Annotated in this window: 25 protein-coding genes, 1 riboswitch and 1 other annotated feature; of the genes, 19 read left to right on the forward strand and 6 right to left on the reverse strand. The window is 55.3% G+C overall.

All coding sequences use genetic code 11. The features are described 5' to 3' along the window. Positions 1-117: 117 nt before the first annotated feature. The 6 genes from H5U02_06770 to H5U02_06795 form a co-directional block, all read right to left on the reverse strand. On the reverse strand, positions 118-354 hold the full coding sequence (locus H5U02_06770) for a hypothetical protein (protein MBC7342137.1): 237 nt from the start codon (positions 352-354) through the stop codon (positions 118-120). Between the two features lie 252 nt (positions 355-606). Further along, positions 607-849, reverse strand: coding sequence for a hypothetical protein (locus H5U02_06775; GenBank protein MBC7342138.1), 243 nt, complete (start codon positions 847-849; stop codon positions 607-609). Positions 850-886: 37 nt separating this feature from the next. Continuing rightward, positions 887-2500 (reverse strand): Na/Pi cotransporter family protein, encoded by a 1614-nt coding sequence (locus H5U02_06780; protein ID MBC7342139.1) that lies wholly within the window; start codon positions 2498-2500, stop codon positions 887-889. A 6-nt stretch (positions 2501-2506) separates the two neighbouring features. Continuing rightward, positions 2507-3265, reverse strand: coding sequence for a phosphate signaling complex protein PhoU (gene phoU, locus H5U02_06785; protein MBC7342140.1), 759 nt, complete (start codon positions 3263-3265; stop codon positions 2507-2509). 300 nt (positions 3266-3565) lie between these two features. Next, a complete protein-coding gene (locus tag H5U02_06790; GenBank protein ID MBC7342141.1) occupies positions 3566-3838 on the reverse strand; it encodes a hypothetical protein in 273 nt (90 codons plus the stop codon). Between the two features lie 130 nt (positions 3839-3968). Then, positions 3969-5606 carry an MBL fold metallo-hydrolase gene (locus tag H5U02_06795; protein ID MBC7342142.1) on the reverse strand — a complete coding sequence of 546 codons (1638 nt, stop codon included), beginning with the start codon at positions 5604-5606 and terminating at the stop codon, positions 3969-3971. Between the two features lie 429 nt (positions 5607-6035). On the opposite strand from H5U02_06795, the gene priA reads away from it, so the two are divergent. The 19 genes from priA to sigH all read left to right on the forward strand — a co-directional run bounded on the left by priA (position 6036) and on the right by sigH (position 25615). Further along, positions 6036-8075 carry a primosomal protein N' gene (priA, locus tag H5U02_06800; protein MBC7342143.1) on the forward strand — a complete coding sequence of 680 codons (2040 nt, stop codon included), beginning with the start codon at positions 6036-6038 and terminating at the stop codon, positions 8073-8075. Positions 8076-8124: 49 nt separating this feature from the next. Beyond that, positions 8125-8625: a peptide deformylase gene (gene def, locus H5U02_06805; GenBank protein ID MBC7342144.1), complete on the forward strand. Its 501-nt coding sequence runs from the start codon at positions 8125-8127 to the stop codon at positions 8623-8625. Next, positions 8622-9587 (forward strand): methionyl-tRNA formyltransferase, encoded by a 966-nt coding sequence (locus H5U02_06810; GenBank protein MBC7342145.1) that lies wholly within the window; start codon positions 8622-8624, stop codon positions 9585-9587. The genes def and H5U02_06810 overlap by 4 nt, the downstream gene beginning before the upstream one ends. Before the next feature lie 81 nt (positions 9588-9668). Further along, complete coding sequence (locus H5U02_06815) at positions 9669-10364, forward strand: zinc metallopeptidase (protein MBC7342146.1); 696 nt, start codon at positions 9669-9671, stop codon at positions 10362-10364. Further along, positions 10361-11758 carry a 16S rRNA (cytosine(967)-C(5))-methyltransferase RsmB gene (rsmB, locus tag H5U02_06820; protein ID MBC7342147.1) on the forward strand — a complete coding sequence of 466 codons (1398 nt, stop codon included), beginning with the start codon at positions 10361-10363 and terminating at the stop codon, positions 11756-11758. Before H5U02_06815 ends, rsmB begins: the two co-directional genes overlap by 4 nt. A 1-nt stretch (position 11759) precedes the next feature. Continuing rightward, complete coding sequence (gene rlmN, locus H5U02_06825; GenBank protein ID MBC7342148.1) at positions 11760-12821, forward strand: 23S rRNA (adenine(2503)-C(2))-methyltransferase RlmN; 1062 nt, start codon at positions 11760-11762, stop codon at positions 12819-12821. A 9-nt stretch (positions 12822-12830) separates the two neighbouring features. Continuing rightward, positions 12831-13502, forward strand: coding sequence for a DUF3662 domain-containing protein (locus H5U02_06830; GenBank protein MBC7342149.1), 672 nt, complete (start codon positions 12831-12833; stop codon positions 13500-13502). Between the two features lie 31 nt (positions 13503-13533). After that, positions 13534-14010: an FHA domain-containing protein gene (locus tag H5U02_06835; protein MBC7342150.1), complete on the forward strand. Its 477-nt coding sequence runs from the start codon at positions 13534-13536 to the stop codon at positions 14008-14010. Next, a complete protein-coding gene (locus H5U02_06840) occupies positions 13964-14677 on the forward strand; it encodes a serine/threonine-protein phosphatase (GenBank protein ID MBC7342151.1) in 714 nt (237 codons plus the stop codon). The genes H5U02_06835 and H5U02_06840 overlap by 47 nt, the downstream gene beginning before the upstream one ends. A gap of 16 nt (positions 14678-14693) precedes the next feature. After that, positions 14694-15965 (forward strand): FtsW/RodA/SpoVE family cell cycle protein, encoded by a 1272-nt coding sequence (locus H5U02_06845; GenBank protein ID MBC7342152.1) that lies wholly within the window; start codon positions 14694-14696, stop codon positions 15963-15965. Beyond that, complete coding sequence (locus tag H5U02_06850) at positions 15931-17307, forward strand: hypothetical protein (GenBank protein ID MBC7342153.1); 1377 nt, start codon at positions 15931-15933, stop codon at positions 17305-17307. The genes H5U02_06845 and H5U02_06850 overlap by 35 nt, the downstream gene beginning before the upstream one ends. Before the next feature lie 11 nt (positions 17308-17318). After that, positions 17319-19115: a Stk1 family PASTA domain-containing Ser/Thr kinase gene (pknB, locus tag H5U02_06855; protein MBC7342154.1), complete on the forward strand. Its 1797-nt coding sequence runs from the start codon at positions 17319-17321 to the stop codon at positions 19113-19115. A gap of 8 nt (positions 19116-19123) precedes the next feature. Beyond that, the gene (gene rsgA, locus H5U02_06860; protein MBC7342155.1) at positions 19124-19993 is read left to right on the forward strand and encodes a ribosome small subunit-dependent GTPase A; all 870 of its coding nucleotides are present in this window, start codon (positions 19124-19126) and stop codon (positions 19991-19993) included. Between the two features lies 1 nt (position 19994). After that, on the forward strand, positions 19995-20654 hold the full coding sequence (locus tag H5U02_06865; protein MBC7342156.1) for a ribulose-phosphate 3-epimerase: 660 nt from the start codon (positions 19995-19997) through the stop codon (positions 20652-20654). Between the two features lie 58 nt (positions 20655-20712). Continuing rightward, positions 20713-20946 (forward strand) — a binding site (T-box leader). 60 nt (positions 20947-21006) lie between these two features. Further along, the gene (cysE, locus tag H5U02_06870) at positions 21007-21792 is read left to right on the forward strand and encodes a serine O-acetyltransferase (protein ID MBC7342157.1); all 786 of its coding nucleotides are present in this window, start codon (positions 21007-21009) and stop codon (positions 21790-21792) included. Beyond that, positions 21773-23296 carry a cysteine--tRNA ligase gene (locus H5U02_06875; GenBank protein MBC7342158.1) on the forward strand — a complete coding sequence of 508 codons (1524 nt, stop codon included), beginning with the start codon at positions 21773-21775 and terminating at the stop codon, positions 23294-23296. The genes cysE and H5U02_06875 overlap by 20 nt, the downstream gene beginning before the upstream one ends. 19 nt (positions 23297-23315) lie before the next feature. Continuing rightward, positions 23316-23945, forward strand: a complete 630-nt coding sequence (gene thyX, locus H5U02_06880; GenBank protein ID MBC7342159.1) for an FAD-dependent thymidylate synthase — start codon at positions 23316-23318, stop codon at positions 23943-23945. A gap of 21 nt (positions 23946-23966) precedes the next feature. Further along, positions 23967-24752 carry a 23S rRNA (guanosine(2251)-2'-O)-methyltransferase RlmB gene (gene rlmB, locus H5U02_06885; protein ID MBC7342160.1) on the forward strand — a complete coding sequence of 262 codons (786 nt, stop codon included), beginning with the start codon at positions 23967-23969 and terminating at the stop codon, positions 24750-24752. A 209-nt stretch (positions 24753-24961) separates the two neighbouring features. Next, positions 24962-25615, forward strand: coding sequence for an RNA polymerase sporulation sigma factor SigH (gene sigH, locus H5U02_06890; GenBank protein ID MBC7342161.1), 654 nt, complete (start codon positions 24962-24964; stop codon positions 25613-25615). Between the two features lie 168 nt (positions 25616-25783). Then, a riboswitch (cyclic di-GMP riboswitch) is annotated at positions 25784-25868 on the forward strand. The last annotated feature ends 415 nt before the right edge of the window (positions 25869-26283 follow it).

Raw genomic sequence — 26283 nt, forward strand, 5'->3', positions numbered from 1 at the left:
CGCAGGTCGAGGGTTCGAATCCCTCCATCAGCTCAGGAAAATCAAGGACCTCCTCACCCCAGCATTTAAAAGCGCCGTAAGGAAGGTTACCATGGTGGTATGAAAAAGGAAACCTGGTCAACTAGTTGCCAGGGTGCTGAAGGGCTCTAAAGATGATCCTTCTCGGTCTGCTCCCGACCTCAACATCTTGTGTAAGACCGCTTCATTCCAGTTGCCATCGATGTAGTTGTTTACCAGAGGTATTTCTACCGGGACGATCCTCTGCTCGCTTATAGACCTCAGGATATCGTGCACGGTCTTAAAGTTGCCGTACCCTATTTCTGGGGTAACGCTTATGGTCTCAGTGCCGGTCATGGCGTTATAGAAATTCAGGAGTTCCCGGGAGTATGCTCCAAGAAGCCCTGCAAGGTGGCCAGCTTCGGGTAGAACCTATTTACAAGATCAGGGACTGAGAAGAGGCTATAATCCCTCTTCGATCCAACGAAAGAGGCCGGGTAGCGGCCCGGCGGAGTTAAAGCGCAGATAAGAAACCTGGCTAGCACAGCCACACTGCCTTACAGACTCCAGACATTCCGGCGGGATCGACGATGAAAGAGACCAGTCGTGTCAGCGCCCGATCGGCCCTCCGGTGGTGTCCTTAAAGCTGTGAGTGTGAAGGGGGATGCCGTTGGCGCTGGTTATCCCACGGAACTGGTGCACATGACCGTAAGGCCCGGGAACTGCTGGGCCGGTCTCGACATCTATCGTATGATGATGCCCCAGATCGATGGTGGTGGCCACATGGATATGGTGGGTGTGCCCCGGCCCAGTGCCCACGGCGGGGCCGGTGGTTCCGTGGTAATGGTGCAGGTGGCCGTAATCATATGAGGTTAGCCAGGTGCCCTGATCACACCATCCCCATAATGGCCCGGGCGATGTTGACGGCGTGGCCTTCGATGCGCAAGAATGCCTCCATCAGGTCTAGGTGAATGGCGCTGGTGGCCATGGTTTGGGCGTTGCCGGATTGCAGGCGGTCGAAGTGGCTGAAGCGCAATTCTTGTTCCAACCGCAGTATGCGCGGGTGCTCCTTGATGACCCGGCTGGCTAAAGCCGAATCCAGGGTGGCAAACGCCTCCAATGTCAGCCGCAGACTTTGCTGTGTCTGGCTGAACAGACCCTCGACTTCTTCCATCCCCTCCGGCGAAAGCGCCAGATCCTCCTGCTGGATCTTGCGGGCCAGCTGGATCACGTTCATAAGGATATCACCCACGTGCTCTAGGTCATTGGCGGTGTATAGAACCTGGATGCTTCGCTCCATCAGGGGATCCGGCAGACCGGCATCTCCCAGTCCCGCCAGGTAGCGGCTAATCTGGCGGTACAGGCTGTCCATAGCCTGTTCTGCCTCCGCCATGCGATCCCACATCTCTTCGCTGCCCAGGCGTACCGCCGGTAGCACCCGGCTCATCATTTCTTCCTGCAAAATCCGTCCCATCTCAACCGTCTGCCGGTGAGCCTGATCCACGGCCAGCTCCGGTACCGAAAGCAGGCTCTCATCTAAGAAGCGGGCTTCGGTCATGCCAGCCTCACGGTCGGGCCAAGCCCATTCCATGAAGCGGGCAATGCGACCGGCAAAGGGTAGAAAGATCGCAGCCATCGCCAGGGAGAACAGGGTATGGGCATTGGCCACCTGGCGGCTGACATCTCCAGAAGTAGCCAGCACCAGCGCCGTCAGCGGGTGATACAACGGTAAGAAGACTAGCCCGTTGACTAACTTGAAGCCCAAGTTGGCTAACGCGGCTCGCTTGGGTTCCCGGCCCGGGGCCCCTAGGCTGGAGAGCACCCCGCCCACCGTCCCGCCCACATGGGCACCCAAGACGAACGGAACGATGGCATAGGGCCCCAAAAGCCCCTCTGAGGCCAAAGTCATCAGCAGGGCCAGGAAGGCGGTACTGGACTGCAGCACTGCCGTGCCCACCAGTCCCACTCCAAACCCTAGCAGCGGGGCTCGTTCCAGGCGTACCAGCGCCTCAGCTACACCGGGATAGGTGCCCAGCGGGGCTACGGCTTGAGACATTACCGCCATACCGTAGAATAAAAGGCCGAAGCCCAAAATGGCCTGACCCAGGCTGCGCTGGCGGGAACGCCGCGAGAAGAGGTGCAACAGCGCTCCCACAAACAGCAAGAGTAGAGCCAAGTTGGTGACCCGAAAGGCAATGAGCTGGGCGGTCAGGGAGCCCCCGATAGCCGATCCCAAGAGCACCCCCAGAGCCTGGGCCAAGGTCATTATCTTGGCGCTGACAAAGCCCACCACCAAAGCAGCGGTAGCATTGCTGCCCTGGAGGGCAAAGGTAATGATAACTCCGCTCAATAAGGCCAGCCAGGGCCGGTCGGTTACGGCCCTCACCAGGCGCTTCAGCCGGCGAGCGGCCATCTTTTGTAGTCCCTCGGAACATACCTGCATCCCGAAGATAAAAAGGCCTAGCCCGCCGGCCAGCCCCACCAGGATGGTCACTGCTGCCATAGTCGCTTAACCCCTTCGAATTTCCTTGGCGCTGAGATTGTTGTTGTCTTGATTCTCTTGGTCCTGAGGTTTGGTTCCCAGAGGGTTGGCCCTCTGGATCTTGGCCCGCTTGAAAGGGTGGCGCTCTCCGGTGGCAGCAAAAATGGTCATCTCGGAGATGTTTACCACATGGTCGCCGATGCGCTCCAAATAGCGGGCCACCAAAAGCAGGTTGCTGGCCTGGTCCACATATTGAGGTCCACGTTTCATAAAGCCCGTCAGCTCCTCTTGGAGCCCTACAAACAGCTCATCCACCGCTTGGTCATCATTGTCCAGCTGCCCTGCAGCCGCGAGATCCTTTTTCACGTAAGCCTGGAGGCTCTTATGCATCATGGCTTGCACCAATTCTCCCATCCTCGGCACATCCTCCAGCGGCTTAAAATAAGGTCCCCGCCCTACCATGGCCAGCGTGGCCTCGGCGATGTCACAGGCATAATCGGCAATCCGCTCCAATTCGTGACCGATGCGCATGGCGGCAGCCAAAAAGCGCAGGTCCCGGTCCATGGGTTGCTGCAGGGAAATCAGCTCCAAGGAATCCATTTCCAGGGACTCATCGAGGCTATCTATCTCATCGTCGCTGGCCAGGACCCGCCGGGCCAGCTGTTCATCCTGCTCCCTCAGGGAACGCATGGCTAGCTCCAGGCGCTGTCCTACCCGATCGCCCATGGCCAACAGCCGCTCGCCAATCTCAAGCAGCGCCCGGTCGTACGCGTTTAACCGTCGCATCAAGCAAGCACCTCTCTCCAAAACCATACTCACCTAATCTTAATTAGTACAATGATAGCATGAATATGCTCATTGGCAACCAGCCATGCCACCCATGTTAGTGATTATACATGAGACAGTCAAAGGCGAGGCATCGGTGGGCAAGAAAGACCAGCGGGCGGGCAGCGCCAGGGTAAATAAGACAAAACCAGGAAGGGACGGGTGGGGAATCCGTCCCTTCCAAGGCGTTGACGATAGGTAGGTTGGTCCATTGGTTTTAGCTTTACAAGTGGGCTGGCTCCATAGCTTTGGTGGGGCCAGTTACTCGGCACCCTGGAACTGGTGGTTGACATTTACCCCATCGGGGTCGGCGTGCCCGCCGGGGAGATCGGCCTCAGCCTTGGTGGACTTGGCCTCTTGGGCCTCGCTGGCTTCGGGGGCCTCTTTGGTCTCGCTGGCCTCTTGGGCTTGCACTTGGGCTTTAGCCTGGGGGCCCTGTGCCGAAGGTGCAGCAGTGGCTACCGTTGCCTTGGACGCCTGGGGTGCGGGTGTGGCCGGGGTGGCTACTTGGGCCGCCTGCTGGACTGCGCTCACCCGGTTGGCGGCGATGGTAGCGGCAGGCGCCTGGCTAATGATGCGCTGGCGGCCGGCAACCAGGTATAAAAGTAAGGGCTAGAGATTAAAGTGGGAGGCGGAAAAAATTAGAAGGGTTTAATCGAGCTTTTTAATATTTGTGGGGGCAGATGTGGTCGAGGGTGGCGATCCGTTCCTCGATCTCTTTGACCACCTTCTCCAGGAGTTCCCCGTCAAGGTCATTCTCGGCCAGCAGCAGATCTTGCTTTAGGTCGGAGAGCTTCTTCTCCAAGTGGAAGATGGTCAGGAGCAGCTGTTTCTTTTGCTCCTGGCTTACGGCAGGGATCGCCAACCCTTGAGCTGCTGGCACTTCAGCTAGCTCGGTCCCCTCAGCTCCTAGCCTATATTCCTCGCCGGCCCTGGGGATAAGCGCGTTCAGCCCTAGCTCGCGGTCGATGAGTTCAGCCAGGGTGCTGGCAGCCGTTTCTTCGCCGTGGACTACGAAGACCTGCTTAGGCTGGTTATTCAAGTGGGAAAGCCAATCGATCAGCCCTTTTTGGTCGGCATGGGCGGAGAAACCCTCGAGGGAGTGGATTTGGGCCGCCACATTGATGATCTCACCCAGGATCTTCACCTTTTTCTCTCCATCCAGGATGCGCCGGCCCAAGGTCCCCTCGGCTTGGTAGCCCACGAAAACTACCGAGGACTCGGGACGCCACAAGTTATGCTTGAGGTGGTGTTTGATCCGGCCGGCATCGCACATGCCGCTGGCGGAGATGATGACCTTGCCGCCAGGCAGGTGGTTTAAGGCCATGGATTCTTGGGTGGTCCGGACCAAATGCAGGCCAGGGAACTGGAAGGGGTCATCGCCGCCGGCAATCAGTTGGGCGGTCTCGGCATCGAAGCAGTCGCGGTTGCGCTCGAAGATCTCGGTGGCGGAGACGGCCAGGGGGCTATCGATATAGACCGGGATTGGGCCCATCTCATGTTCTTCCACCATCTGGTTGAGGGTATAGAGAATGTCCTGGGTGCGCCCCACCGCGAAAGCCGGGATCACCACGTTTCCCTGGCGGGCCATGGTTTCGGTGATAATGCGCTTCAATTGGGCTGCTTGGTCTCCCAAGGGTTGGTGCAACCGGTTGCCATAAGTGGATTCAATCAATACATAGTCAGCTTCGCTTACCAACTCGGGGTCTTTAATGATGGGAGTGCCGACCTGTCCCAGGTCGCCGGAGAAGACTAGCTTCAGCTCGCCATCGCCATCTTTCACCTGCATTTCGATCAGCGCTGACCCCAGGATGTGCCCGGCATCGCGGAAACGGAACCGCACCTGGTCGCGAATGGTTACTTCCTGATTGTAATCCACTGGCTGGAAGAACTGGAGGGATTCCAAGGCATCTTGGGCGGTATAGAGGGGCTGGGTGGGGCGATCCCCTCGGCGGCGCGCCTTGCGCGATTTCCACTCCGCCTCCACCTCCTGGATGTGGCCGGAGTCGGGGAGCATCACCTGGCAGAGATCGGCGGTAGCCCGGGTGGCCACCACCTGGCCCCGGAAGCCCTGTTTGCAGAAACGGGGGATGAGCCCGGAGTGATCAATGTGGGCGTGGGTTAAAAGGATGTAGTCCACTGATTTGGGATCCACCAGGGGGTTTCGGTAGTTGCGCATCCTGAGCTCGCGGTTCCCCTGGAAAAGCCCGCAGTCGATCATCAGCTTGAGATTGTCGGTCTCCAAGAGAAAAGATGAACCCGTCACCGTCCGCGCCCCGCCCAAAAAGGTCAGCTTTACCATCTTGCTCCCCCATTTCCTGCATGATTTTGGCCATAGCTCCTGGTTCATCCGTCGCTGGTAAGGAGGCGAGAACTGGCCACCGCCACCTGGTTCCTACGCCTTGGCTATTCATCATTCGCCAAGGGTAAGCGATTACCTGCAAAAAAAACCGCCTGGCCGTGGCCAGAGGGCCATGATAATCTGGGAAGCAGGGAGAAGGCCGAAAAGTTGCGCCTGAGTCATAGAGCGGCAGGAAAAGAACCGGGTCCGCTGAAGCCGGATCGTTTCACAGAAGGCACATGGTTCTTTTATCTGACGGAGAGTATACCGGCGAGAAAGCCGCCGGGTGAACAGCTACATTAAGCGGCGGTTGAGATTCGACCTTGCCTAATGGTATGATTTTACTGGTGGTAGGCAGCGGTGATCATTTCTTTAGCGGAGTGAATGCCCTTGGGCAAGGTTTTTGCCGAGGTAGCTTTAGATCTCAATACCCGCCAGATAGACCAGCCGTTTACTTATGAAATTCCCGAAGCCCTGGAATCCCAGATCGAACGGGGTACCAGAGTGCGGGTGAACTTTGGCCACCGGATCGAGGAAGGATGGGTGGTTGCCCTGTCGAGCCAGCATGATTTGCCGGAGCCACCCAAGCCCATCTTGGAGGTGGTTGCCCCGGCCGAGGAGCTAGGATCGGACCGGCTGGAACTGGCCATGTGGCTGAGCCGACGTTATCTTTGCCCGGTGGGACTGGCCCTGCGCTCTCTGACCAGGCACTCCAAGGGCGCTCGTACCCCTGGCCGCACCTGGGACCGGGCGTTGGCTGATTGCTTGCCGGCGGGAGTTGGGGAGGTTTGGCCGGCGCATCCACCCGAGCGCCTCACGGCTGGCCAAGTTCAGGCCATAAACGCCATCCTTCCTTCCTTAGGTAGGCGTTCCTTTCAGGTTTACCTTTTGTTTGGGGTTACCGGTAGCGGCAAGACGGAAGTATATCTACGGGCGATGGAAAAGGCCATTGGGGTTGGTCGCGACTGCCTGCTCATGGTTCCGGAGATTATTCTCACTCCCCAGGTCATCGATTCGGTCTATTCCCGGCTAGGATCAAGGACTATCCTTTGGCACAGCGGCCTGACCGCCAAACAACGGCGCGAAGCCTGGCAGCGGGTGCGGGACGGTTCCCCTTGCGCGGTGGTGGGGACTAGATCAGCGGTGTTCCTTCCCTTTCGGGATTTAGGGCTGATTGCCGTGGATGAGGAGCAGGAGGTAGCTTTCAAGCAAGAGAGCGATCCCAAATATCATGTTCGCGATGTGGCCTTTCGGCTGGGGCGCCAGCGGGGCAGTACGGTGATCCTGGGTAGCGCTACCCCTTCGGTGGAGAGCTTTTATTGGGCGGAGAGAGGCTACTACCGAATGGTAGAGATGGGGGAGCGAGTAAAGAGTAACCTACCCTCGGTGGACATCGTTGACATGCGCCAGGAGATTCGCCAAGGCCAGGCAGGGCTGTTTAGCCATAAACTTTTACAGGAGCTAGAGGCCTGCCTTCATCGTGGCTCGCAAGCTATTCTTTTCCTAAATAAGCGCGGGTACTACCGTTCTTTAGTGTGCCAAAGTTGCGGCTATACCCTGTTTTGTCCCCGGTGCTCGGTGCCATTAACTTACCATGGGGCCACCAAGACTATGAATTGCCATTATTGCGGCTACCAGGCGGAGCTGGCCCCTCATTGTCCCCAGTGTGGGTCGAAACCGTTCTTGGGTCGGGGAGCTGGCACCCAACGGGTGGAGGCGGAGCTTGGGCGTCAGTTTCCAGGTATTCGGGTTTTGCGACTGGACACCGATGCTGCTACCAGCCGGAAGTACCGGGAGCTCTTACAGCAATTTAGCCGGGGACAAGCTGATGTCTTGGTGGGAACCCAAATGGTGGCCAAGGGCCTTCACTTGCCAAATGTTAGCTTAGTGGGCATAATAAGTGCAGATACGTTGCTTACTATGCCTGACTTCCGCTCAGCGGAGCGAAGTTTTCAGTTGCTCACCCAGGTGGCTGGCCGAGCCGGGCGCGGCGATAACCTGGGCAAGGTCGTTATCCAGACCTTCAATCCTAGGCATCGGGCCATTCAGGCCGCGGCTAGCCAGGATTACCGTAGATTCTATCAGGAAGAAATCAAATTTCGTAAGCAGGGTGGCTATCCTCCTTATAGCAAACTGTTGCGAGTGTTGGTTACCGGAAAGGATGAGGAGCAGGCCAAGAACCTGGCCGTATGGTTGGCCAACAAGGTCAGGCAAAGGTCGGAAGGGGCGGCTAAGCAAATTGAAGTACTGGGCCCGGCACCAGCTCCTATCTTCCGCATTAGGAATAGATATAGGTGGCAGATGTTGATCAAGGGCTCAAAGGTAGAAGACTTGGTGGAGGCTGGACAGTTTTTATCCAGGGTTGCCCCGCCAACTAAAAGTGGCCAAAGAATTTCTTTGGAGGTGGAGCCGGCAGGAATCATGCTTTAGCGCCACCTGAGCGAGGAGCCATAAGGCAGGATATAAAGGAGAGAAGAAAGTGGCTGTATACCAAATCTTGCAGGTCGGCGATCCTTTATTGCGAATGAAGTCGGCGCCGGTCAAAAAGGTGAGCCCCAACATCATTAAACTATTGGAGAATTTAAAGGATACCATGTACGCAGCCAATGGGGTAGGGTTGGCGGCTCCCCAGATCGGGGTGCTCAAGCGGGTGGTAGTGGTAGATGTGGGGGAAGGTCTAGTAGAGCTCATCAATCCGGTCATTAAGAAGCGCCAGGGCCGGGTAATGGATGTTGAAGGGTGCTTAAGTATCCCTGGTATCCAAGGGGAAGTTCCGCGGGCCCAGTTGGTGGAAGTGGAAGCCTGGGATCGCCAGGGGCGTGCCATCAAGGTGCAGGGCGAGGATTTCTTGGCCCGAGCTCTCCAGCATGAGATTGATCACCTGGATGGGATTCTGTTTATCGATAAGGCTGTCCGCTTAACCGAGGTAGCCCCTTACAACGGCGATGTGGGCGGAAGCGTTGGTGGGGCCAAATCATGAAGATAGTTTTCATGGGAACTCCTAATTTTGCTCTGCCTTGCCTGGAGGTGGTGGCTCGCCATCACCAGTTGGTGGGAGTTGTTACCCAGCCAGACCGAAAGAAAGGCCGAGGCGGCAAAATTTCTGCGCCTCCAGTCAAGGTGCGGGCTCAGGAGCTAGGGGTTCCTATATCGCAGCCGGCTCGAATCAAGGATCCTGACGCTTTGGCAGTGCTAAAAGCCTGGTCACCAGAAATAATAGTAGTGGTGGCCTATGGAGAAATCCTTCCCTCCTCGGTGCTTAAGTTACCGCCTCGGGGCTGCATTAACCTACACGCTTCCTTACTGCCTCAGTACCGGGGGGCGGCCCCTATCCCCAGGGCCATCATGGATGGACAAAGGGTTACTGGAGTTACCACCATGTATATGGATGAAGGGATGGACACCGGGGATATAATCCTCCAGCAAGAAGTTCCCATTGGCGAGGACATGACAGCCGGGGAACTTAGCCTGAAGCTGGCCCAGGTAGGGGCGGGGCTGCTAGAGAAGACGCTGGCGCTGATCGAGCAAGGGAGAGCTAGTGCCATTCCCCAGGATCATAGCCGGGCTTCCTATGCGCCCATGCTACGGTCAGAAGATGAGATAATCGATTGGTCAAAGCCTGCCCCTGCCATTGTCAACCTGGTTCGGGCCTTAAATCCCGATCCAGGGGCGCGCAGCCGTTTTCGAGATAAGGTGTTGAAGGTATGGAAAGCTAAGGCCCTGGACTGGACCGAGACCGAGGGCGAGTCCATGGCCGCCCTGCCGTCGGAAGTGGCTCCAGGCACCATCATCCAGCTCCGCAAGGGTGAAGGCCCAGTAGTGGCCTGCGGCCACGGCGGTGCCATCTTGATCCAAGAGCTGCAGCTGGAAGGTAAGTCAGCCATCAGTGGCGGCCAGTTTTTAAATGGTTATCGGCCAACCGAGGCGGAAAAGCTAGGATGAAACCAACTCATCCAACTTGTGTTACTATTTGACTTCAGCTATACTTAGGGCAGGGAACAAATAGCGAATGGGGGGTCCGAGTTGCCGTTCTTCTTTGATCCTACGTTTGTAATCTTGATTCCGGCTATCCTGCTGAGCATTTATGCCCAGATGCGGGTACAATCTACTTACAGTAAATATTCTGGTGTGGTTTCTTCCAGTCGGCTCAGCGGTGCGGCTGTAGCCAGGCAGATTCTGGCCCAGCGGGGGCTGACTGATGTACGGGTGGAAATGACCCAGGGCACGCTTTCGGATCACTATGATCCCCGGGCCCGGGTGCTGCGCCTGTCTCCTGGGGTGTATAATGGCAATTCCTTGGCTGCTTTGGGGGTGGCGGCCCATGAAACCGGGCATGCCCTGCAGCATGATGAAGGTTATGTTCCTCTCCAACTCCGAGCTTCTTTCATGCCCTTAGCCTCAATTGGTTCCATGGCTGCCTTTCCCTTGCTCCTGATCGGTATTCTTATGGCCAACCAGACCTTGGCCATGATCGGCGTTTACGCCTTTGCCCTGGTGGTGCTGTTTTACTTGGTAACCCTTCCGGTGGAGTACAACGCTAGCAGCCGGGCTTTAGCCATGCTGGCGGATGGTGGTTACCTGACCCGCAGCGAAATTGAACCTACCAAGCAAGTTTTAAATGCGGCTGCTCTCACTTATGTAGCTGCAGCCTTGACGGCAGTGCTGAATTTGGTTCGGTTACTTCTGATTGCTGGTATGGCGGGAGGTAGGGACGAATAAGTGCTCCTAGCCTGAGCGGTCGCGAGGCCGCTTTACGCATCCTTTACCGGGTCAATGAGGAAGGAGCATATGCCAATTTGGCCCTCAACGAGGTCTTTAGAGGCGCGCATATTAGCGCAAGGGATCATAGGCTGGCTACTGAGCTAGCCTATGGTGCTATTAAGAACGGTTTGGTCATTGATCGGTTATTGGGTCAAGCGGTTGACCGGCCATTGGAAAAGCTCCCAGGTTGGATTCGCAATATCCTGCGGCTAGGAACCTACCAGCTGCTGTTTATGGAGCGCGTTCCCGAGAGTGCGGCAGTAAATGAAAGTGTGGACTTGGCCAAGAAATATGGGCATAGAGGTACAGCCGGCCTAGTCAATGCGGTGCTTCGCCGAATTGCCCGAGGCGAGATTAAGCTTACGCTTCCCGACCCGGCTAGCCACCCGGAGGCATACCTTAGCATTAAATACTCCCACCCAAGGTGGCTGATCCGGCGTTGGCTAGAGCGTTTTGGGTTTGAGGCAACGGAGCTGATCTGCCAATGGGATAACCAGCCGGTGACCACCTGGGTTCGGGTGAACCCCCTCAAATCGAGCCTAGAGGAAGTAGAGGAGAAGCTTTTGCAAACAGGCATCAAGGTCAGCCAGGGAGTGGTACCGGGAGCCCTCTTGCCCTACCTCGGTTCGGGTACTGGCGAAGATGGTAGCAACCGCAACGGCGGGTTGGCTGAACTGGTGCGGCAGGGGCTGGTTACGGTCCAGGACCAGGGGGCGATGCTAGCCGGGCATGTATTGGCCCCCCATCCCGGCGCGGTAGTGTTCGATATTTGTGCGGGCGTCGGGACCAAGGCGACCCAATTTGCGGAAATCATGGGGGACCAGGGGAGAATAATAGCCATAGATCTCTATTGGCATAAGTTGGAGCTATTGCAAAGGGATTGTCATCGCTTGGGCATCAGAAGCATCGAAAGCAAAGCTGCCGATGCCCGCTACCTGACCTCGGCCGAGTTGGGAACAGCCGACTATGTTTTTGTGGATGCCCCTTGCTCGGGGTTAGGGGTCTTGCGCAAACGCCCTGACCTGCGGTGGCGTCGAGAGGAAGAGGACATCTCCCGCTTGGCGGACCTGCAGGTGGAAATCCTATTTGGCTGCGCCCAATTGGTCAAGCCGGGGGGCACTTTGGTCTATTCTACCTGTACTACTGAGCCGGAGGAAAACTGGGGTGTAGTCCAACGTTTCTTGGGCAAAAGAAAGGATTTTGTCCTGGTGCCGATTAAGGGCCTGGATTTTTTGAGCGGCATCCTAAATGATGCGGACTGGGAAAACTGTAAACGAGGCTTTATACAGCTTTTGCCCCATAAGCACGATTTCGATGGTTATTTTTTTGCTCGGTTGAGGCGGGGGAACTAGCATGGTTCAGGATCTTCGCTCCCTAGACTTCTCGGAATATGTGGACTGGGTGACCAGACTTGGACAGCCGAAATACCGTGCGGCTCAGATCTTTCGCTGGGTCCACCGAGAAGGGGTAGCTGATTTCCAAAGGATGACTGATCTCCCCCTGGAGCTGCGCCAGAGGTTGGTGGCCGAGGCAAGCATATCTGCTCCCAAGATTAGAAAGTTACTGCAAAGCGACGCCGGGCAGACCACCAAGCTTTTGCTGGAACTAGATGACCACCAGTGCATCGAGACGGTTCTGATGCAATACCAGCGCTCCACCACCAGGGACCGGATCACGGTGTGCGCCTCTACCCAGGTGGGCTGTTCCATGGGGTGCCGATTCTGCGCCACCGGGGCGGGTGGGCTGGTGCGCAACCTGACTAGCGGCGAAATCGTGGGGCAGATCTATACTTGCAACCACCTATTAGCCAGGCAAAAAGGGAGCAAGAAGGTCACCAATGTGGTATTCATGGGCATGGGCGAGCCGCTAATGAACTACCGAGCCACGGTAAAGGCGATGCGCCTTCTTTCCGACCCTCGGGGCCTGCACATCAGTCCCAGGCGGATTACCGTTTCCACTTGCGGGATAGTCCCGGGGATAAAGAAGTTGGCCCAAGAAGGGCTGCCCATCACCTTGGCCATATCTCTACATGCTCCCGAGGATAGCCTAAGAGACTTTTTGGTTCCAATTAATCAACGCTACAGTTTGCGCCAGTTGATGGAGGCTTGCCGCTATTATGTAGAGATGACTAACCGCCGCATTACTTTCGAGTATACTTTAATCCGAGGGCTAAACGATGGCCCCGAGATGGCTTTCAAGCTAGCGGAGCTGGTTAAGGGGCTTTTAGCCAATGTCAACCTTATTCCTGTCAATGCTACGGAAAGCGATGGTTTGCTTGCGCCTGAGCCGGTGCAGGTAAATCGCTTTGCCGAGACCTTGGCTCGGCTAGGGGTCAACGTCACCATTCGCGAAAGCAGGGGAGGTGCCATTGCAGCAGCTTGCGGGCAGCTCCGGGCCACCAGCTGCTGTCACTAGGCGGTGGAGATGCAGAGGGCGGGTGAGGGTTTTTGGGCCCGTTTGGCCAAGACTTTATTTGGAAATAGTAGAAAAGGAGGGCTTACTCCCTCCGATATTGCCTGGGACCTTTGGCGCTGTTTTGAGCGGCAGCGGGTAAGGGGTATCCAGAAAGATTACGGGCCCAATTACTTTTTGATCTATGTGAACCCTTCCGATTGGGAGGCATTGAGCGGGTTTAAGCATGCCTTGACCAGAGAATTGGCCGCCTACGTGGAGAATATGGCGTCCGAGGGCAGGGTCAGCTTGGTGGGACCAGTCACGGTGGAATTAGAGAGCGATCCAGCGGTACGCCCGGGGGCGACCCGCATTCACAGCCATTTAGAAGAGGTGAACCCGATTGAGGAAGAGCTACCTTGGGAACTGGTGGTCATCAGCGGGCCTTGCTCGGGCCTATCGTTTCGGTTGCGGGATGACCACATTACTGTAGGGCGAGCTCGCCTGTGCGAGGTTTTCCTTGATGATGATCAGATTAGTCCCTTGCATTGCCGCATGAATCGGGTTTCTGACTCTTATGTGGTTATAGATCTGGATACGGCTTCAGGGACCTGGGTCAATGAAGAACGGATACAAAAAAGGAGGCTAGACCCAGGCGACAAGCTTAGATTGGGCAACACGGTGGCAGAGATCCGATGCGTATGAGGGCCTGTGATGCAGTGGCTGGGATGGCTTTATGGTTAGCTTAATAATTGAAGGGCTCCGGTTTGCCCTCTTGCTCATTCTATATTGGTTTCTCTACCGGGTGGCTAGGGCCATTTATCTCGATATCCGGACGGCGCGACCTACGGAGACAAGGGCTGGACAAGGCTGGAGCCTGGTGGTCATCGATGGTCCTGGCTGGGTCAAAGGCCAACAGTTTGAGCTCACTCAGCCAACTATCAGGGTTGGCAGGGCTCCTGATAATGATATAGTAATTAACGATCCGTTGGTATCACGTACCCATTTGAGCATAGTGCAAGGGTCCCGAGGGTTTTTGTTGCGGGATTATAACAGCAAAAATGGGACCTGGGTAAACGGGCATCGGGTGATGGAGAGCCAGTGGTTAGGGGAAGGCGACGTCATAAAACTGGGCAGTACAGTTTTGCAGCTTTCGGGAGGGCGTCATGAAACTAGAAGCAGGGTCCCACACCGGGTTGGTGCGGCCGATTAACGAGGATGCATTTTTTATCTCGGAGGAGAATGGCATCTTTGGGGTGGCTGATGGCTTGGGTGGTCACCAAGCTGGAGAAATAGCTAGCTGGCTGGCGTTGAAGACGGCTGCGGAGACGCTGATGGCTCCGGAGGTGACTGGGGATCCGGGGGAGAGGCTGCATTTGGCCTTTGCTAAGGCCAACCAAGCGCTCTTGAACCGGGGTCGAACGGTTGCTTCCTGTGAAGGCATGGGCACCACTTTGACCTTGGCCTGGGAGGTTGGAGCTACCCTTTACATTGGCCATATCGGCGACAGCCGCGCCTACCTGTACCGGGAGAAAGCGTTGACCCTGCTGACCAGGGATCATTCAGTATCGGGCGAGCTGGCAAGAAGCGGCGTAATTAGCCAAGAAGAAGCTCGCGAGCACCCCCAACGCCACATTCTTACCCGGGCCTTAGGACAGGCGGCAGGGACGATAGAGGAGGATGTGTTCACGGTTGGCTTGCGGGAGGGCGATTACATAATCCTCTGCACCGATGGCTTAACTTCGGTCTTCTCCGATGAGGAAATTGCCATGAACCTGGAGACGGGCACCCTGAGGGAGAAGATAGACCGGTTGATAGAGGGTACCTTGGAGCGGGGAGCTCCTGACAACGTAACCGTGATCATTGGATTCTGGGGGTAAATAAGGTAGGCCAGGATTGGCAGAGAGGGAGACGGGTAGTATAGTGAGCGTAAGCCGCAAAATTGAACGAGAACTGCTCTTTTATGATGCGGTACTGCTCGTGGCCGGCAGCACCATGTTCACTTTGACTTCGTTGCCCCGCTGGGATTATACGCTCTGGGCTGGGGCTGGCATTCTCATCGCCATGTGGTTCTTAATTCACTTGAGCTTGCCAGCAGAGCATGACCCCTATCTTTTCCCCATTGCCAACTGCCTTGCGGTGATAGGCCTGCTTTTCTTATATGGGATTAACCCCGCGGTAGCTTACCGACATTGGCAGTGGATAGTAGTAGGGTTGAGCGTAGCCAGTCTCATGATTGGGTTGGTTCAGTACCGGAGGATTTGGTTTAATCTTAAGTGGGTTTGGGCCGCCCTAAGCATTTTCTTGCTGGTAGTTACCCTGGTATGGGGCATCAAATCAGGAGGGGCCACTAGCTGGCTAAGGTTGGGCGTAGTCCGCTTTCAACCGTCAGAACTGGCCAAGGTTTTTATGGTGCTCTTTACCGCTTCTTATTTCACCGGCCGCCAAAACCAGCGCGGGCTGTTGCCTTTGTGGGCCACCTGGGGCGTCTTTCTGGCTTTGTTGGCGGCCCAAAAGGATCTGGGAATGGCCCTAGTCTTTTTCGGTGGGTTTGTGACTATGAATTATATAGCTACCCAGCGCCTACGAGTGGTGGCAGCAAGCTTTATAGTTTTAGCTTTAGGTGTTTTAATTGCCTACCACACCTTTGACCATTTCCGGTTGCGGGTACTATCCTGGCTAAATCTCTGGGACTATGCTACTTCCCTGGGCTATCAAGTGGTCCAAGGCCTGATAGCTATGGCCTCGGGGGGTATGTTGGGGGTGGGGTTAGGACTGGGTACGCCCCAAGTGATCCCGGCTGTAACTACCGATTATCTGTTTGCCGCCGTGGGTGAGGAGTGGGGTTTGTTTGGGGCTGTGGGCGTAATCATTCTCTATGCTTTGCTGGTCTGGCGGGGGTACCGGGTGAGCCTGCGGGGAGCAGGGGACGCTGAGGTGCTGTGCTCCTGTGGCTTGACCAGCCTACTGGGGTTTCAAGTATTGATAGTGCTGGCCGGCGTCTGTTCACTGTTGCCCCTGACTGGCCTTCCCTTACCATTTCTTAGCTATGGTGGCACCTCGATGGTGGTGAGCTATACCATCCTGGGGCTGATAGTAGGGCTTAGTAGCATTGGTGATAGCTACGCGTACGGTGCCAGCATGGTTGGGGTTGGTGGTGAGCATTAGGAGAGCTACGCTGCGAGTAGCAATTGCCAGCTTGTTACTCTTCGCTTTCCTCATTGGTTACCTGACCTACTTTCAGGTGACTCAAGCCCAGAATTTAGTTGCCAGTAGCCTCAATCCCCGTCCTTGGCTGCGGGAGGCACAGATGGGGCGGGGAGGAATTTTTGACCGCCGTGGCGAACCATTAGCCTTGAGCAAGAAGGCGAATGATTCCTATGTTCGGGTTTACCCTTTGGGGGCTAGTGCCAGCACCCTGATTGGTTATCATGACCGGCGGTTGGGCAATGCTGGGCTGGAAGAGCGTTTGGACGATGTTCTTTCCGGCAGCCTGCCGACCATAGGTTTAGTCAACTGGGTTCGGCGGGTTGGTGGTCACCCAGCTAGTGGAGCCGATGTTTATCTGACTATTGACGCCAGATTGCAGCAGGCGGCATGGAGCCTATTGGGAGGCAGAAAAGGTGCAGTGGTGGCTCTGGATCCGAAAACCGGGGCAGTGTTAGCCCTGGTGAGCTCGCCTAGCTTTGATCCGGCTCATATCAGCCCTGGTGCTTCCTTTATTAATCGAGCTATACAAGGTGAATACCCCCCCGGCTCCCTGTTCAAGCTGGTAGTAGGGGCGGCTACCGATGACAACCCGTCAATGCGGGAGATCACGGTGAACTGCCCGGGCTACGCCGTGGTTGGAGGTCGCAAGATTGCGTGTTCTCGGGAGCATGGCCAGGTGGATTTTGCTAGAGCCATAGCTGAATCGTGCAATACTTACTTTATCTACCTAGCCGAGCGGCTCGGAATGGAAAGGATAAGCGCTCAGGCCCAGAAAATGAGGATTGGACAGAGGATACCCTTGGAGCTCAACGTTAGTCCCGGGCGTTTTGATCCCCAACCCTCGGCTTTACCGGATCTGGCCATCGGGCAAGGGCCAATTGCGGTAACTCCCTTGGCTATGGCGATGGTGGCGGCGGCAGTGGCCAACGATGGGGTAGAGGTAACCCCAACTTTGCTTTCTAAGATAGTAGCCCCCGGGGGAGCGGTTATGCCTACCGCTCGCCTGGAACCTCCGGTGCGAGTAATGTCCACATCTACAGCCAGGGCCATTAAAGCCGGTATGATTCAAGCGGTAGAAAGCGGAACTGCCCAAACAGCGAAGTTGGACAATATCCAGGTGGCGGCCAAGACGGGAACTGCCGAGGTAGGCGGATCCAACCCTCCCCATTCCTGGTTCGTTGGCTTTGCTCCAGCTGATAACCCTCGAATATTAGTATGCGTTTTGGTGGAAAATGGTGGTTATGGAGGACAAGTGGCGGGACCTATTGCCAGGGAGATCATGAGGCTAGCATTAACTTGAGGTGGTAGCTTTTGGGGCAGGTATTTGGGCAGCGATATGAGGTAACCGAAAAGCTTGGGGCCGGAGGTATGGCCCAGGTTTATAAAGGCAAAGACACGATTCTGGGGCGCTTTGTCACCATCAAGGTACTACGGGAGGAATTGTTGGCTGACGAGCTATTGGTCAAACGCTTTTACTCTGAGGCTCAAAGCGTGGCCCGGCTATCCCATCCCAACATTGTCAGCATTTATGATGTGGGCGAGGAGGATGGCAAGCCTTACTTGGTAATGGAGTACGTAGAGGGCCGCTCCTTAAAGGAGGTCATCCGGGAAAAGAAGAAGCTCCCTTACCAGGAGGCAGTTGGTATCGCCATCCAGGTGTGTCGAGCCCTAGCCCACGCTCACGAGCATGACATTGTCCATAGGGATATCAAACCGCAGAATATTCTCCTGACCCCTGGTGGCCAGGTTAAGGTTACGGATTTTGGAATTGCCCGGTCCACGGCTTCCACTACCCTAACCTACAATGGCAGCATTGTGGGTAGCATTCATTATTTATCGCCGGAACAAGCCCAAGGGCAGCCAGCAGATGCCCGTTCCGACATCTACTCTCTGGGGGTGGTCATGTATGAGATGGTTACCGGCAGACTGCCTTTTGAGGGCGACAGCGGCATAGCTATAGCCCTTAAACATCTGCAGGAGGAGCCGGTACCACCTAGGAATTATGCCCCGGATTTGCCCAAGGACTTGGAGAAGGTGATCCTCAGGACCTTGCGCAAGGATCCGGATGCGCGGCCGCAAGATGCCAGGGACCTGGCTCGCCAGCTGGAGCGCTTTACTGCTGCCGGGCCAGATGCTACCCAGGAAATTCCAGTGGTAACGCCGAGGCGCAAGCTCAGGCCCTGGGCCAAAGTGGCCATTATCATGGGGGCGCTGGCCCTCTTTGCCATTGCGTTCTTACTAGGTAGCTCAATTTTAGCCGTAAAGGAGACCACCGTTCCAGATGTTTACAACCAGCCGGTGGAGCAAGCCTTTGCCAAGATCCAAGAAGCGGGGCTAAAACCGGTCATTGCTGGGGAGCGAAACCACGACACTATTCCCAAGGGTTACGTTATTAGCCAAGATCCGGCTGCTAATAAGAAGGTTAAACGCGGTCAGACAGTGTCTTTGGAGATTTCCAGCGGCCCCGCCTTGGTCACCGTACCTCCGGTGAGGGGGTTGAGCGTGCGGGATGCGGAGCTGCAGATCCTCAATGCGGGCCTGACGGTAGATCCCAATCACAATGAAGTATACGATCCCGATTGGCCCAAGGGCGTAGTCATTGCCCAGGATCCGGAGGCGGGCCAACAAGTATCCAAGGGTACGCCGGTGCGCCTCACCGTTAGCCTAGGGCCTCGGTCCCAGCCCATCAAAGCTCCGGATTTGCGGGGGATGACGGTGGAGCAGGCCAAGCAACGCTGCGAGGAGCTGGGGTTAAATCTGGGTTCAATCTCCTTCGAAGAAAACTACGAATACTTCTCCGGCCAGATTGTCAGGCAGGACGTGGAACCTCAGGCGCCGGTAGCGAAAGGCCAGACCATAAACGTAATCGTAAGTAAGGGGCCCGGGCCACCTCCCCAGACAGCCGAGGTAACCTACGAGGTTCCCAAGGACGGAAGGGACCACGTGGTTAAGATTGTGGTAATCGATGCTACTGGGCAGCGCGAGGAGCTCAAGGATACCCGAGTAGCTTCCGGTACCAAGATAAAAAGGAGCGTAACTTTTTATCGGGAAGGTATAGTCCAGGTTTATCTTGATGGCGTGGTGGTCGCCGAGAAAAAGGTTCCGTGAGGGGAAATATGCCGCGGGGAAGGATCGTTAAGGCATACGCCGGTTTCTACTATGTCAAGGAGAATGACCAACTTTGGGAATGCAGGCTGCGCGGTAAGTACCGATTTAGGAAAGAAGACTTCCTGGTTGGCGATGAGGTGGAGTTTCAGGTCACTGGTGCCGGCACCGGGGTCATCGAAGCTCGACGGCCGCGCCAAAGCGAACTTCGCCGTCCCTTGGTGGCCAACGTGGAGCAAGCAGTGCTGGTCATGGCCATAGTCAAGCCCAGGGCCGATCTCTTGCTTTTAGACCGACTGCTTATCCAGTCAACTCACGCCGGCCTGACCCCAGCCATCGTGTTTAATAAAGTAGATCTCGATCCTGAGGCAGCGGAGCCGTTAGGCAAGACCTACTTGCCGGGAAAATATCTGGTTCTTATAACCAGCGCCAAGGCCAGAATCGGTATAGATAAATTGGCGGGTATAATCCAGGGGCGCATCTCGGTATTGGCTGGCCCATCGGGAGTAGGCAAATCCAGCCTCATCAACGCCCTTCAGCCCGGCTTGAGGCTAAAATCGGCGGCAGTAAGCGAGAAGGTGGAGCGCGGCCGGCATACTACTCGGCACGTGGAGCTGCTAGAGGTGGCTGGCGGGTTGGTATGCGATACTCCCGGGTTTAGTAAACTGGACTTGCCGGAAATCGGTCCTCAGGAACTGGCTTCTTATTTCCCCGAAATGGAAGCTTTTTTAGGCCAGTGCAGGTTCAATTCCTGCCTCCACAACCGGGAGCCAGGGTGCGCGGTGAAAGCGGCAGTTGAGACCGGATCTATTCCTTTAAGCCGCTATCAAAACTATGTTAGATTCTTGGAAGAGCTAATTGAGCGCGAGAGGAGATACTAATTTGTCTGTTAAAATAGCCCCTTCCCTGCTTTCCGCCAATTTTGGCCGTTTGCAAGAGGAAGTCCAGACCATCATCCGTGCCGGTGCCGATCTGGTGCATATCGATATTATGGACGGGCACTTTGTTCCCAACCTTACCATCGGTCCCGATGTGGTGGCTGCCATCCGGCCCTATTCTCAAGTGCCCTTTGACGTTCACCTGATGATAGAGAACCCCGATGCCTTCATCATGAGGTTCATTGAGGCTGGGGCGGATGTTGTCACCGTCCATGCGGAGGCCTGCCGGCACCTTCACCGGACCATTCAGCTGGCGAAAAAAGGCGGGGTAAAGGTAGGGGTAGCCCTAAATCCTGCGACTCCGCTTCAGGCTGTTCAAGAGATCGTGGGCGACCTGGACCTACTATTAATTATGTCGGTTAACCCTGGCTTTGGCGGTCAATCCTTCATCAACAAATCCTTAGGCAAGATCCAGCGGGCCCGACAGATGCTGGCCGAGTTTAACCCAGCGGCTGAACTCGAGGTAGATGGAGGCATAAATCAGGAGAACGCCTCAGATATTGTCCGGGCGGGAGCATCGATCTTGGCCGTCGGCTCGGCCATCTTTGCGGCGAAGGACCCGGACATGGCGGTAAAGCAGTTTAAGTCCCTGGTCTCAATTTGACAGAACCCGATTGCCGGTTTATAATGACCCCAAAGGCAACAAAGGCAATCGGACCTAACGAGCAGCAATGACCGGGAGGAGTACGTACTGGAGGGCCCCAAGAGAGGGGCGGTAAGGTGGGAGCGCCCTGGGATCGAAGGTACGGAAGTGCGCCCGCGAGTTCCAATGCCGAACTTAGTTCCCAAGTAGGCATTGGCGGAAGCCCCGTTACCGGCTCGAAGTACGAGAGGAGCGGGCTTAAAGAGCTTGCTCAAGCAGAGTGGAACCGCGGAGGTTACCCTTCGTCTCTGATCATCTTTTTGGTCTGGACGAAGGGTTTTGTTTTGAGATCGAGATGGTGGGAGGGAGCACTATGTTTGACCGACTACGCCAGGATATCCGGGCGGTGTTTGAGCGCGACCCGGCTGCCAAAAACCTCTTGGAGGTTATCTTGTGTTATCCTAGCTTACATGCCATCTGGGCGCATCGGGTAGCTCACTTTCTCTACCGGCACCGGATGGTGGTTTTGGCCCGGATCATCTCTCAGATCAGCCGCTTTTTCACCGGGATTGAAATTCACCCGGGGGCCAAGATTGGTTCAGGGCTTTTCATTGACCATGGCATGGGGGTAGTGATCGGAGAGACTACCGAGATCGGGGACAACGTCACCCTTTACCAGGGCGTTACTTTGGGAGGCACGGGCAAAGAAAAAGGAAAGCGCCATCCCACCATCGGCAATAATGTAGTCATCAGTACCGGTGCCAAAGTATTGGGCTCCATCAAGGTTGGCAACAACGTTAAGATCGGAGCTGGATCGGTGGTTTTAAAGGATGTGCCCGATAATTGCACGGTGGTAGGAGTTCCCGGCAAGGTGGTAGTTCGTGAAGGCAAAAACATTGCTGACAAAAGCATCAAAGAGATTGACCTTCACCATGAACAGCTTCCGGACCCGGTGGCCGAAATGATGCTGTGCCTGGAGCGTAAGATCGAGCGGCTGGAACAACGAACCTTTGAACTGGAGGTAGAGCTGGAAAAAACCCGTGAGCAGCTTAGAGCTTCGGAGCAGCGTCGGCAAGAGTTGGAAGATAACGGCCGGGACCAGCGCGAAGCCAAGGTGATAATGCTGGAGGAGTCGCACCGTGAGCGTTCAGCTATATAATACCCTAACCCGAACCAAGGAGCCCTTGGAACTAGAACCAACCAAGGCTGGCGAGCGGGAAGCTGATGGCATCCGCATGTATGTGTGTGGGCCAACCACCTATAACTATATCCACCTGGGTAATGCTCGAGCCCTGGTAGTCTTCGATACTATTCGCCGCTATTTGGAGTATCGGGGATACCGAGTCACCTTCGTTCAAAACTTTACCGACATTGATGACAAAATTATCAACCGGGCTCGGGAGGAAGGAGTAGAGCCGAGCAAGCTCGCCCAACGGTACATCCATGAGTACTTTCGTGACGCGGAAGCTTTGAATGTGCGCCGGGCTGATTTTCATCCTCGGGTTTCCGAGAACCTGGACGATATTATTGAGATGATCAGGGTACTGATTAAAAAGGGGTATGCTTATCAGGTGGACGGGGATGTCTATTTCCGGGTAGACTCCTTTCCGGGGTATGGCAAGCTATCCGGCCGCTCACCTCAAGAGATGCTGGCTGGGGCGCGGGTGGAACCTGACCCCCGCAAAGAAAACCCCCTTGATTTTGCCCTATGGAAGGCTTCCCGGGCTGGAGAGCCGGCTTGGAACAGTCCATGGGGGGCCGGGCGTCCGGGCTGGCATATTGAATGCTCAACCATGGCCACCAAGTATCTGGGCCTTCCCTTAGATATCCATGGCGGGGGGGCGGACTTGATCTTTCCCCACCACGAAAATGAAATCGCCCAGACTGAGGCTGCGACGGGCACTACCTTTGCCCGCTATTGGGTGCACAACGGTTTTGTTACTGTTAACGAGGAAAAGATGTCCAAGTCCCTGGGCAATTTCTTTTTGGTAAGAGAAATATTGGAGCGTTTTCCCGGGCCGGTGGTCCGCTTTTTCCTGTTATCTACTCATTACCGGAATCCGGTGGATTTTGATTTTGATAAGCTAGCCGCTGCCGAAAAGGGGTATGAACGCCTGCAGGGGACGCTAAGCCTGTTGGCGGAAGTGGAGGCCGAAGACCAAGGTCCAAATCAAGGCCGGATCAAAAGTGCCCCCACGGGCGGCGAGACCACAGCCGGTGACATGGGCTCCTTGGCCAGCTTGACGGAGCGCTGCCGGGTGGAATTCGAGAAGGCCATGGATGACGATTTCAATACCGCTCTAGCTATTGCGGCCCTGTTTGATTTCTCCCGCGGGGTCAATTCTATCGTTACCAAGGCTAAGGCAGAAGAGATTAGAGCCATGGCTGGGCAACTGCGCCAAGCGCGCCGACTCCTTCTCCAGCTGGGCGAAGGAGTTTTGGGATTGTTCCCCCAGCAGGCTGCAGACGCTCCGGCCATGCGAGTTGCCGAAACCTCCGGTCACTTAGCCGGCGCGCTGATAGACCTGTTATTGGAAGTAAGGCAGCGGGCTCGGGAGAAAAAGGATTGGGCCATGGCCGACTACATTCGGGACCGGCTGAGGGAGCTAAACATTGTAGTCGAAGACACCCCGCGTGGGCCCCGCTGGAGAGAAGAGCAGTGAGAGAAGGGGATGAATTGCTGTGGAGATCCAATTGCTTACCTGTACCCCCAACTTTTTGAAAGTGATATGGTGTGCAGCCCGAACTTGTTACAGCCACCTATCTCCCATAGAGCTGTGGCACGCTGATCCCCCTCGAGAAGAAATGCTCCGCTTGGTACGAAATATTATCCGCTCTGGACATCTTAGTGTAACTGAACACTGCAGCATGACGTTTGCAGTAAAGGGGGTATCCAGGGCGCTTTTGGCCCAATACTCTCGTCACCGCATTGGCGTGAGCCTCTCGGTCCAGTCTCAACGCCATGTATCAGCCGAAGCTGGCCCAGGTTCAACTTTCCCTCACGTTGTACCTCCCAAGATTGCCAGTGTTCCAGAGGCAGCCGAGGCTTACCACCAGGAATTATTAGCTATCCATGAATGCTACAATCGCCTGGTTGGCCTGGGCATTAAAAAGGAAGATGCTAGGTTCATTCTACCCCAGGGAGCTGAAACCAACTTTGTAACCACCTTGAACCTACGATCATTTATGGATGTGTACCAAAAACGGGTAGTGGCACCTGGAGCCCAATGGGAGATTCGGGAAATGTTAAGCAGCATGGCCCAGCTCTTAATTGAGCGGGAGCCTTGGCTGAGCGAATTTATTCCGCTGTAGAGCCAGAAGGAGAGACGCTGGGTGAAGGAATCAATATTGGTGGGGCGAAATCCCGTACTGGAGGGGTTGCGCAAGGGTTTACCTATCAACAAAGTTTTGATCCAGGCGTCATCTGGTCCCAACCCTGACAGTAATGCGCCAACGCCCGGCCATATGAGCAGGCCTTTGGCTGAAATTTATCGCCTGGCCCAAGCCCAAGGTATACCGGTAACCAAAGTGAAGCGGCAGGTTCTAGATCGGACTGCAGGAGGGGTCGGCCACCAGGGAGTGGTGGCCATGGTGGCGGCTTCCGAGTACGTGGAAGTTGAGGATCTGCTGGAAGTAGCTGCGGCTCGGGGCGAAGACCCACTCATAGTAATTCTGGATCACCTGGAGGACCCCCACAATGTGGGGGCCATTTTGCGGACGGCTGAGGCGGTAGGGGCCCACGGTGCGGTAATTCCCTCCCGTCGGGGAGCGCTTTTGGGCCCAGGGGTGGAGAAAAGCAGTGCTGGAGCCATCAACTATATTGGCGTAGCCAGGGTTGGCAATTTGACCCAGGCCATGCAGACGCTAAGAAAGAGGGGGCTTTGGATAATCGGCACCGATGCCAACGCGGCCCTCACTTACTATCAGGCTGATCTTACTGGTCCCCTGGCGGTGGTCATTGGCTCTGAGGGCAAGGGAATGAGCCGGTTGGTGCGGGAGAACTGCGATCTGGCGGTTAAAATCCCCATGCGGGGTCAGGTTTCTTCCTTGAATGCCTCGGTAGCTTGTGGCGTAGTCCTTTACGAAGTCCTCCGCCAGCGCTCCCTGGCTTCCCGCTGAAGAAATGCAGAAATAAATACTTTGGCGGAATTTGGCGATGGTTTGGCTTGATCTGGGGAAACGGCTAGGCTATAATAACTGTGTCAATGGACAACCTACCTTCCAGCATTCACCCGCCTCCGTCGGGCAACTTGAGGGAGCATATATACCATATATCTCACTGGTTGTGCGCAAGCGATAAGAAGTGAGATAGTCATGGAGGCGAAGAGATGAGCGTTAACGCCGAACGAGAGCTCCTCGATATTTATGACGCCATGAGCGATGAAGAAGTGGCGGATCTAGCTCAAGGAGGCGATGACTCCGCTCAGGAATACCTCATTAACAAATATCGCAACTTTGTCCGTGCTAAGGCCAGATCCTATTTTCTTATTGGCGCTGATCGCGAGGATATTATCCAAGAAGGGATGATTGGCCTTTACAAGGCCATACGGGATTTCCGGGGGGACAAGCTTTCTTCATTCCGGGCTTTTGCTGAGCTATGTGTTACCCGTCAAATTATTACTGCTATTAAGACTGCTACCCGGCAAAAGCATATTCCTCTCAATTCATATATATCCTTAAATAAGCCCATTTACGATGAGGACTCCGATCGCACCCTCCTAGATGTGATTTCCGGCTCGCGGATTACCGATCCAGAAGAGCTGGTTATCAGCCATGAAGAATTTGATGATATCGAAGAAAAGATGGGAGAGATTTTAAGTTCCCTGGAATGGAAAGTCCTGATGTACTATCTGGAGGGCAAATCCTACCAGGAGATTGCCGGCGATTTACGCCGCCACGTCAAATCCATCGACAACGCCCTACAGCGGGTCAAACGCAAGCTAGAGCGCTATCTCGAGAAAAGGGATCACCAGGCGATTTAAGAGCGAGCAGATTTAAGGTAAACTACTTGCCATTTTAACCTCGTATCCGTTGATCTTTTGCAATTCTTTTGTGAAGATTACCTTAACAGGAGTAAAAACGCTAGGTAAGCCTGGTGGTACGACAGGAAGAGCTGTCTGGTCAACAAGAGAACGCTGTAAAAGACTAACGGGACGTATGGAGGCTTTGAGGCGCTGCCGATTGTCTGGGCACTGAGGCAGCGCGGAGCCAGTGGTGCAACCGGCCATACCAGTGATTGGCCGGTTTTTTGATCCCGAGGTGGCAGGTTTGGGCTTGCCACAAGGGGAAAGAAGGGATTTCAACAGTACGGTGTATTATGAATAAATTCAAGGGCCTTAGCCATAAAAAACATTTATACAGTACATTCGTTAAGCAGGAATTTGGGAGTTTAAGTAGAATTACCGATCGACTTCAGATTATTCCATTGTTTGAATGCTTGATGCGCCTTTTACCTAACGGAGGAGGTGGGATAGCAGCCGCAAGCATAAATGGAAAATGAAATTCAAGTAGGTAACAGCAGCTTGGAAAGGTGGTGAAATAGGTATATTTAGATGGGGATATGTGGGAGAAGTTTATGGAGGCCATCGAGGGCATAAAGGATAAGCTTTCCTGGCCGCCTAAGCTTCCCTCTCCCAATATCCCGCCCGAG

The sequence above is a fragment of the Clostridia bacterium genome (genome assembly GCA_014360065.1).
Lineage (GTDB): Bacteria > Bacillota > DSM-521 > Neomoorellales > JACIYF01 > JACIYF01.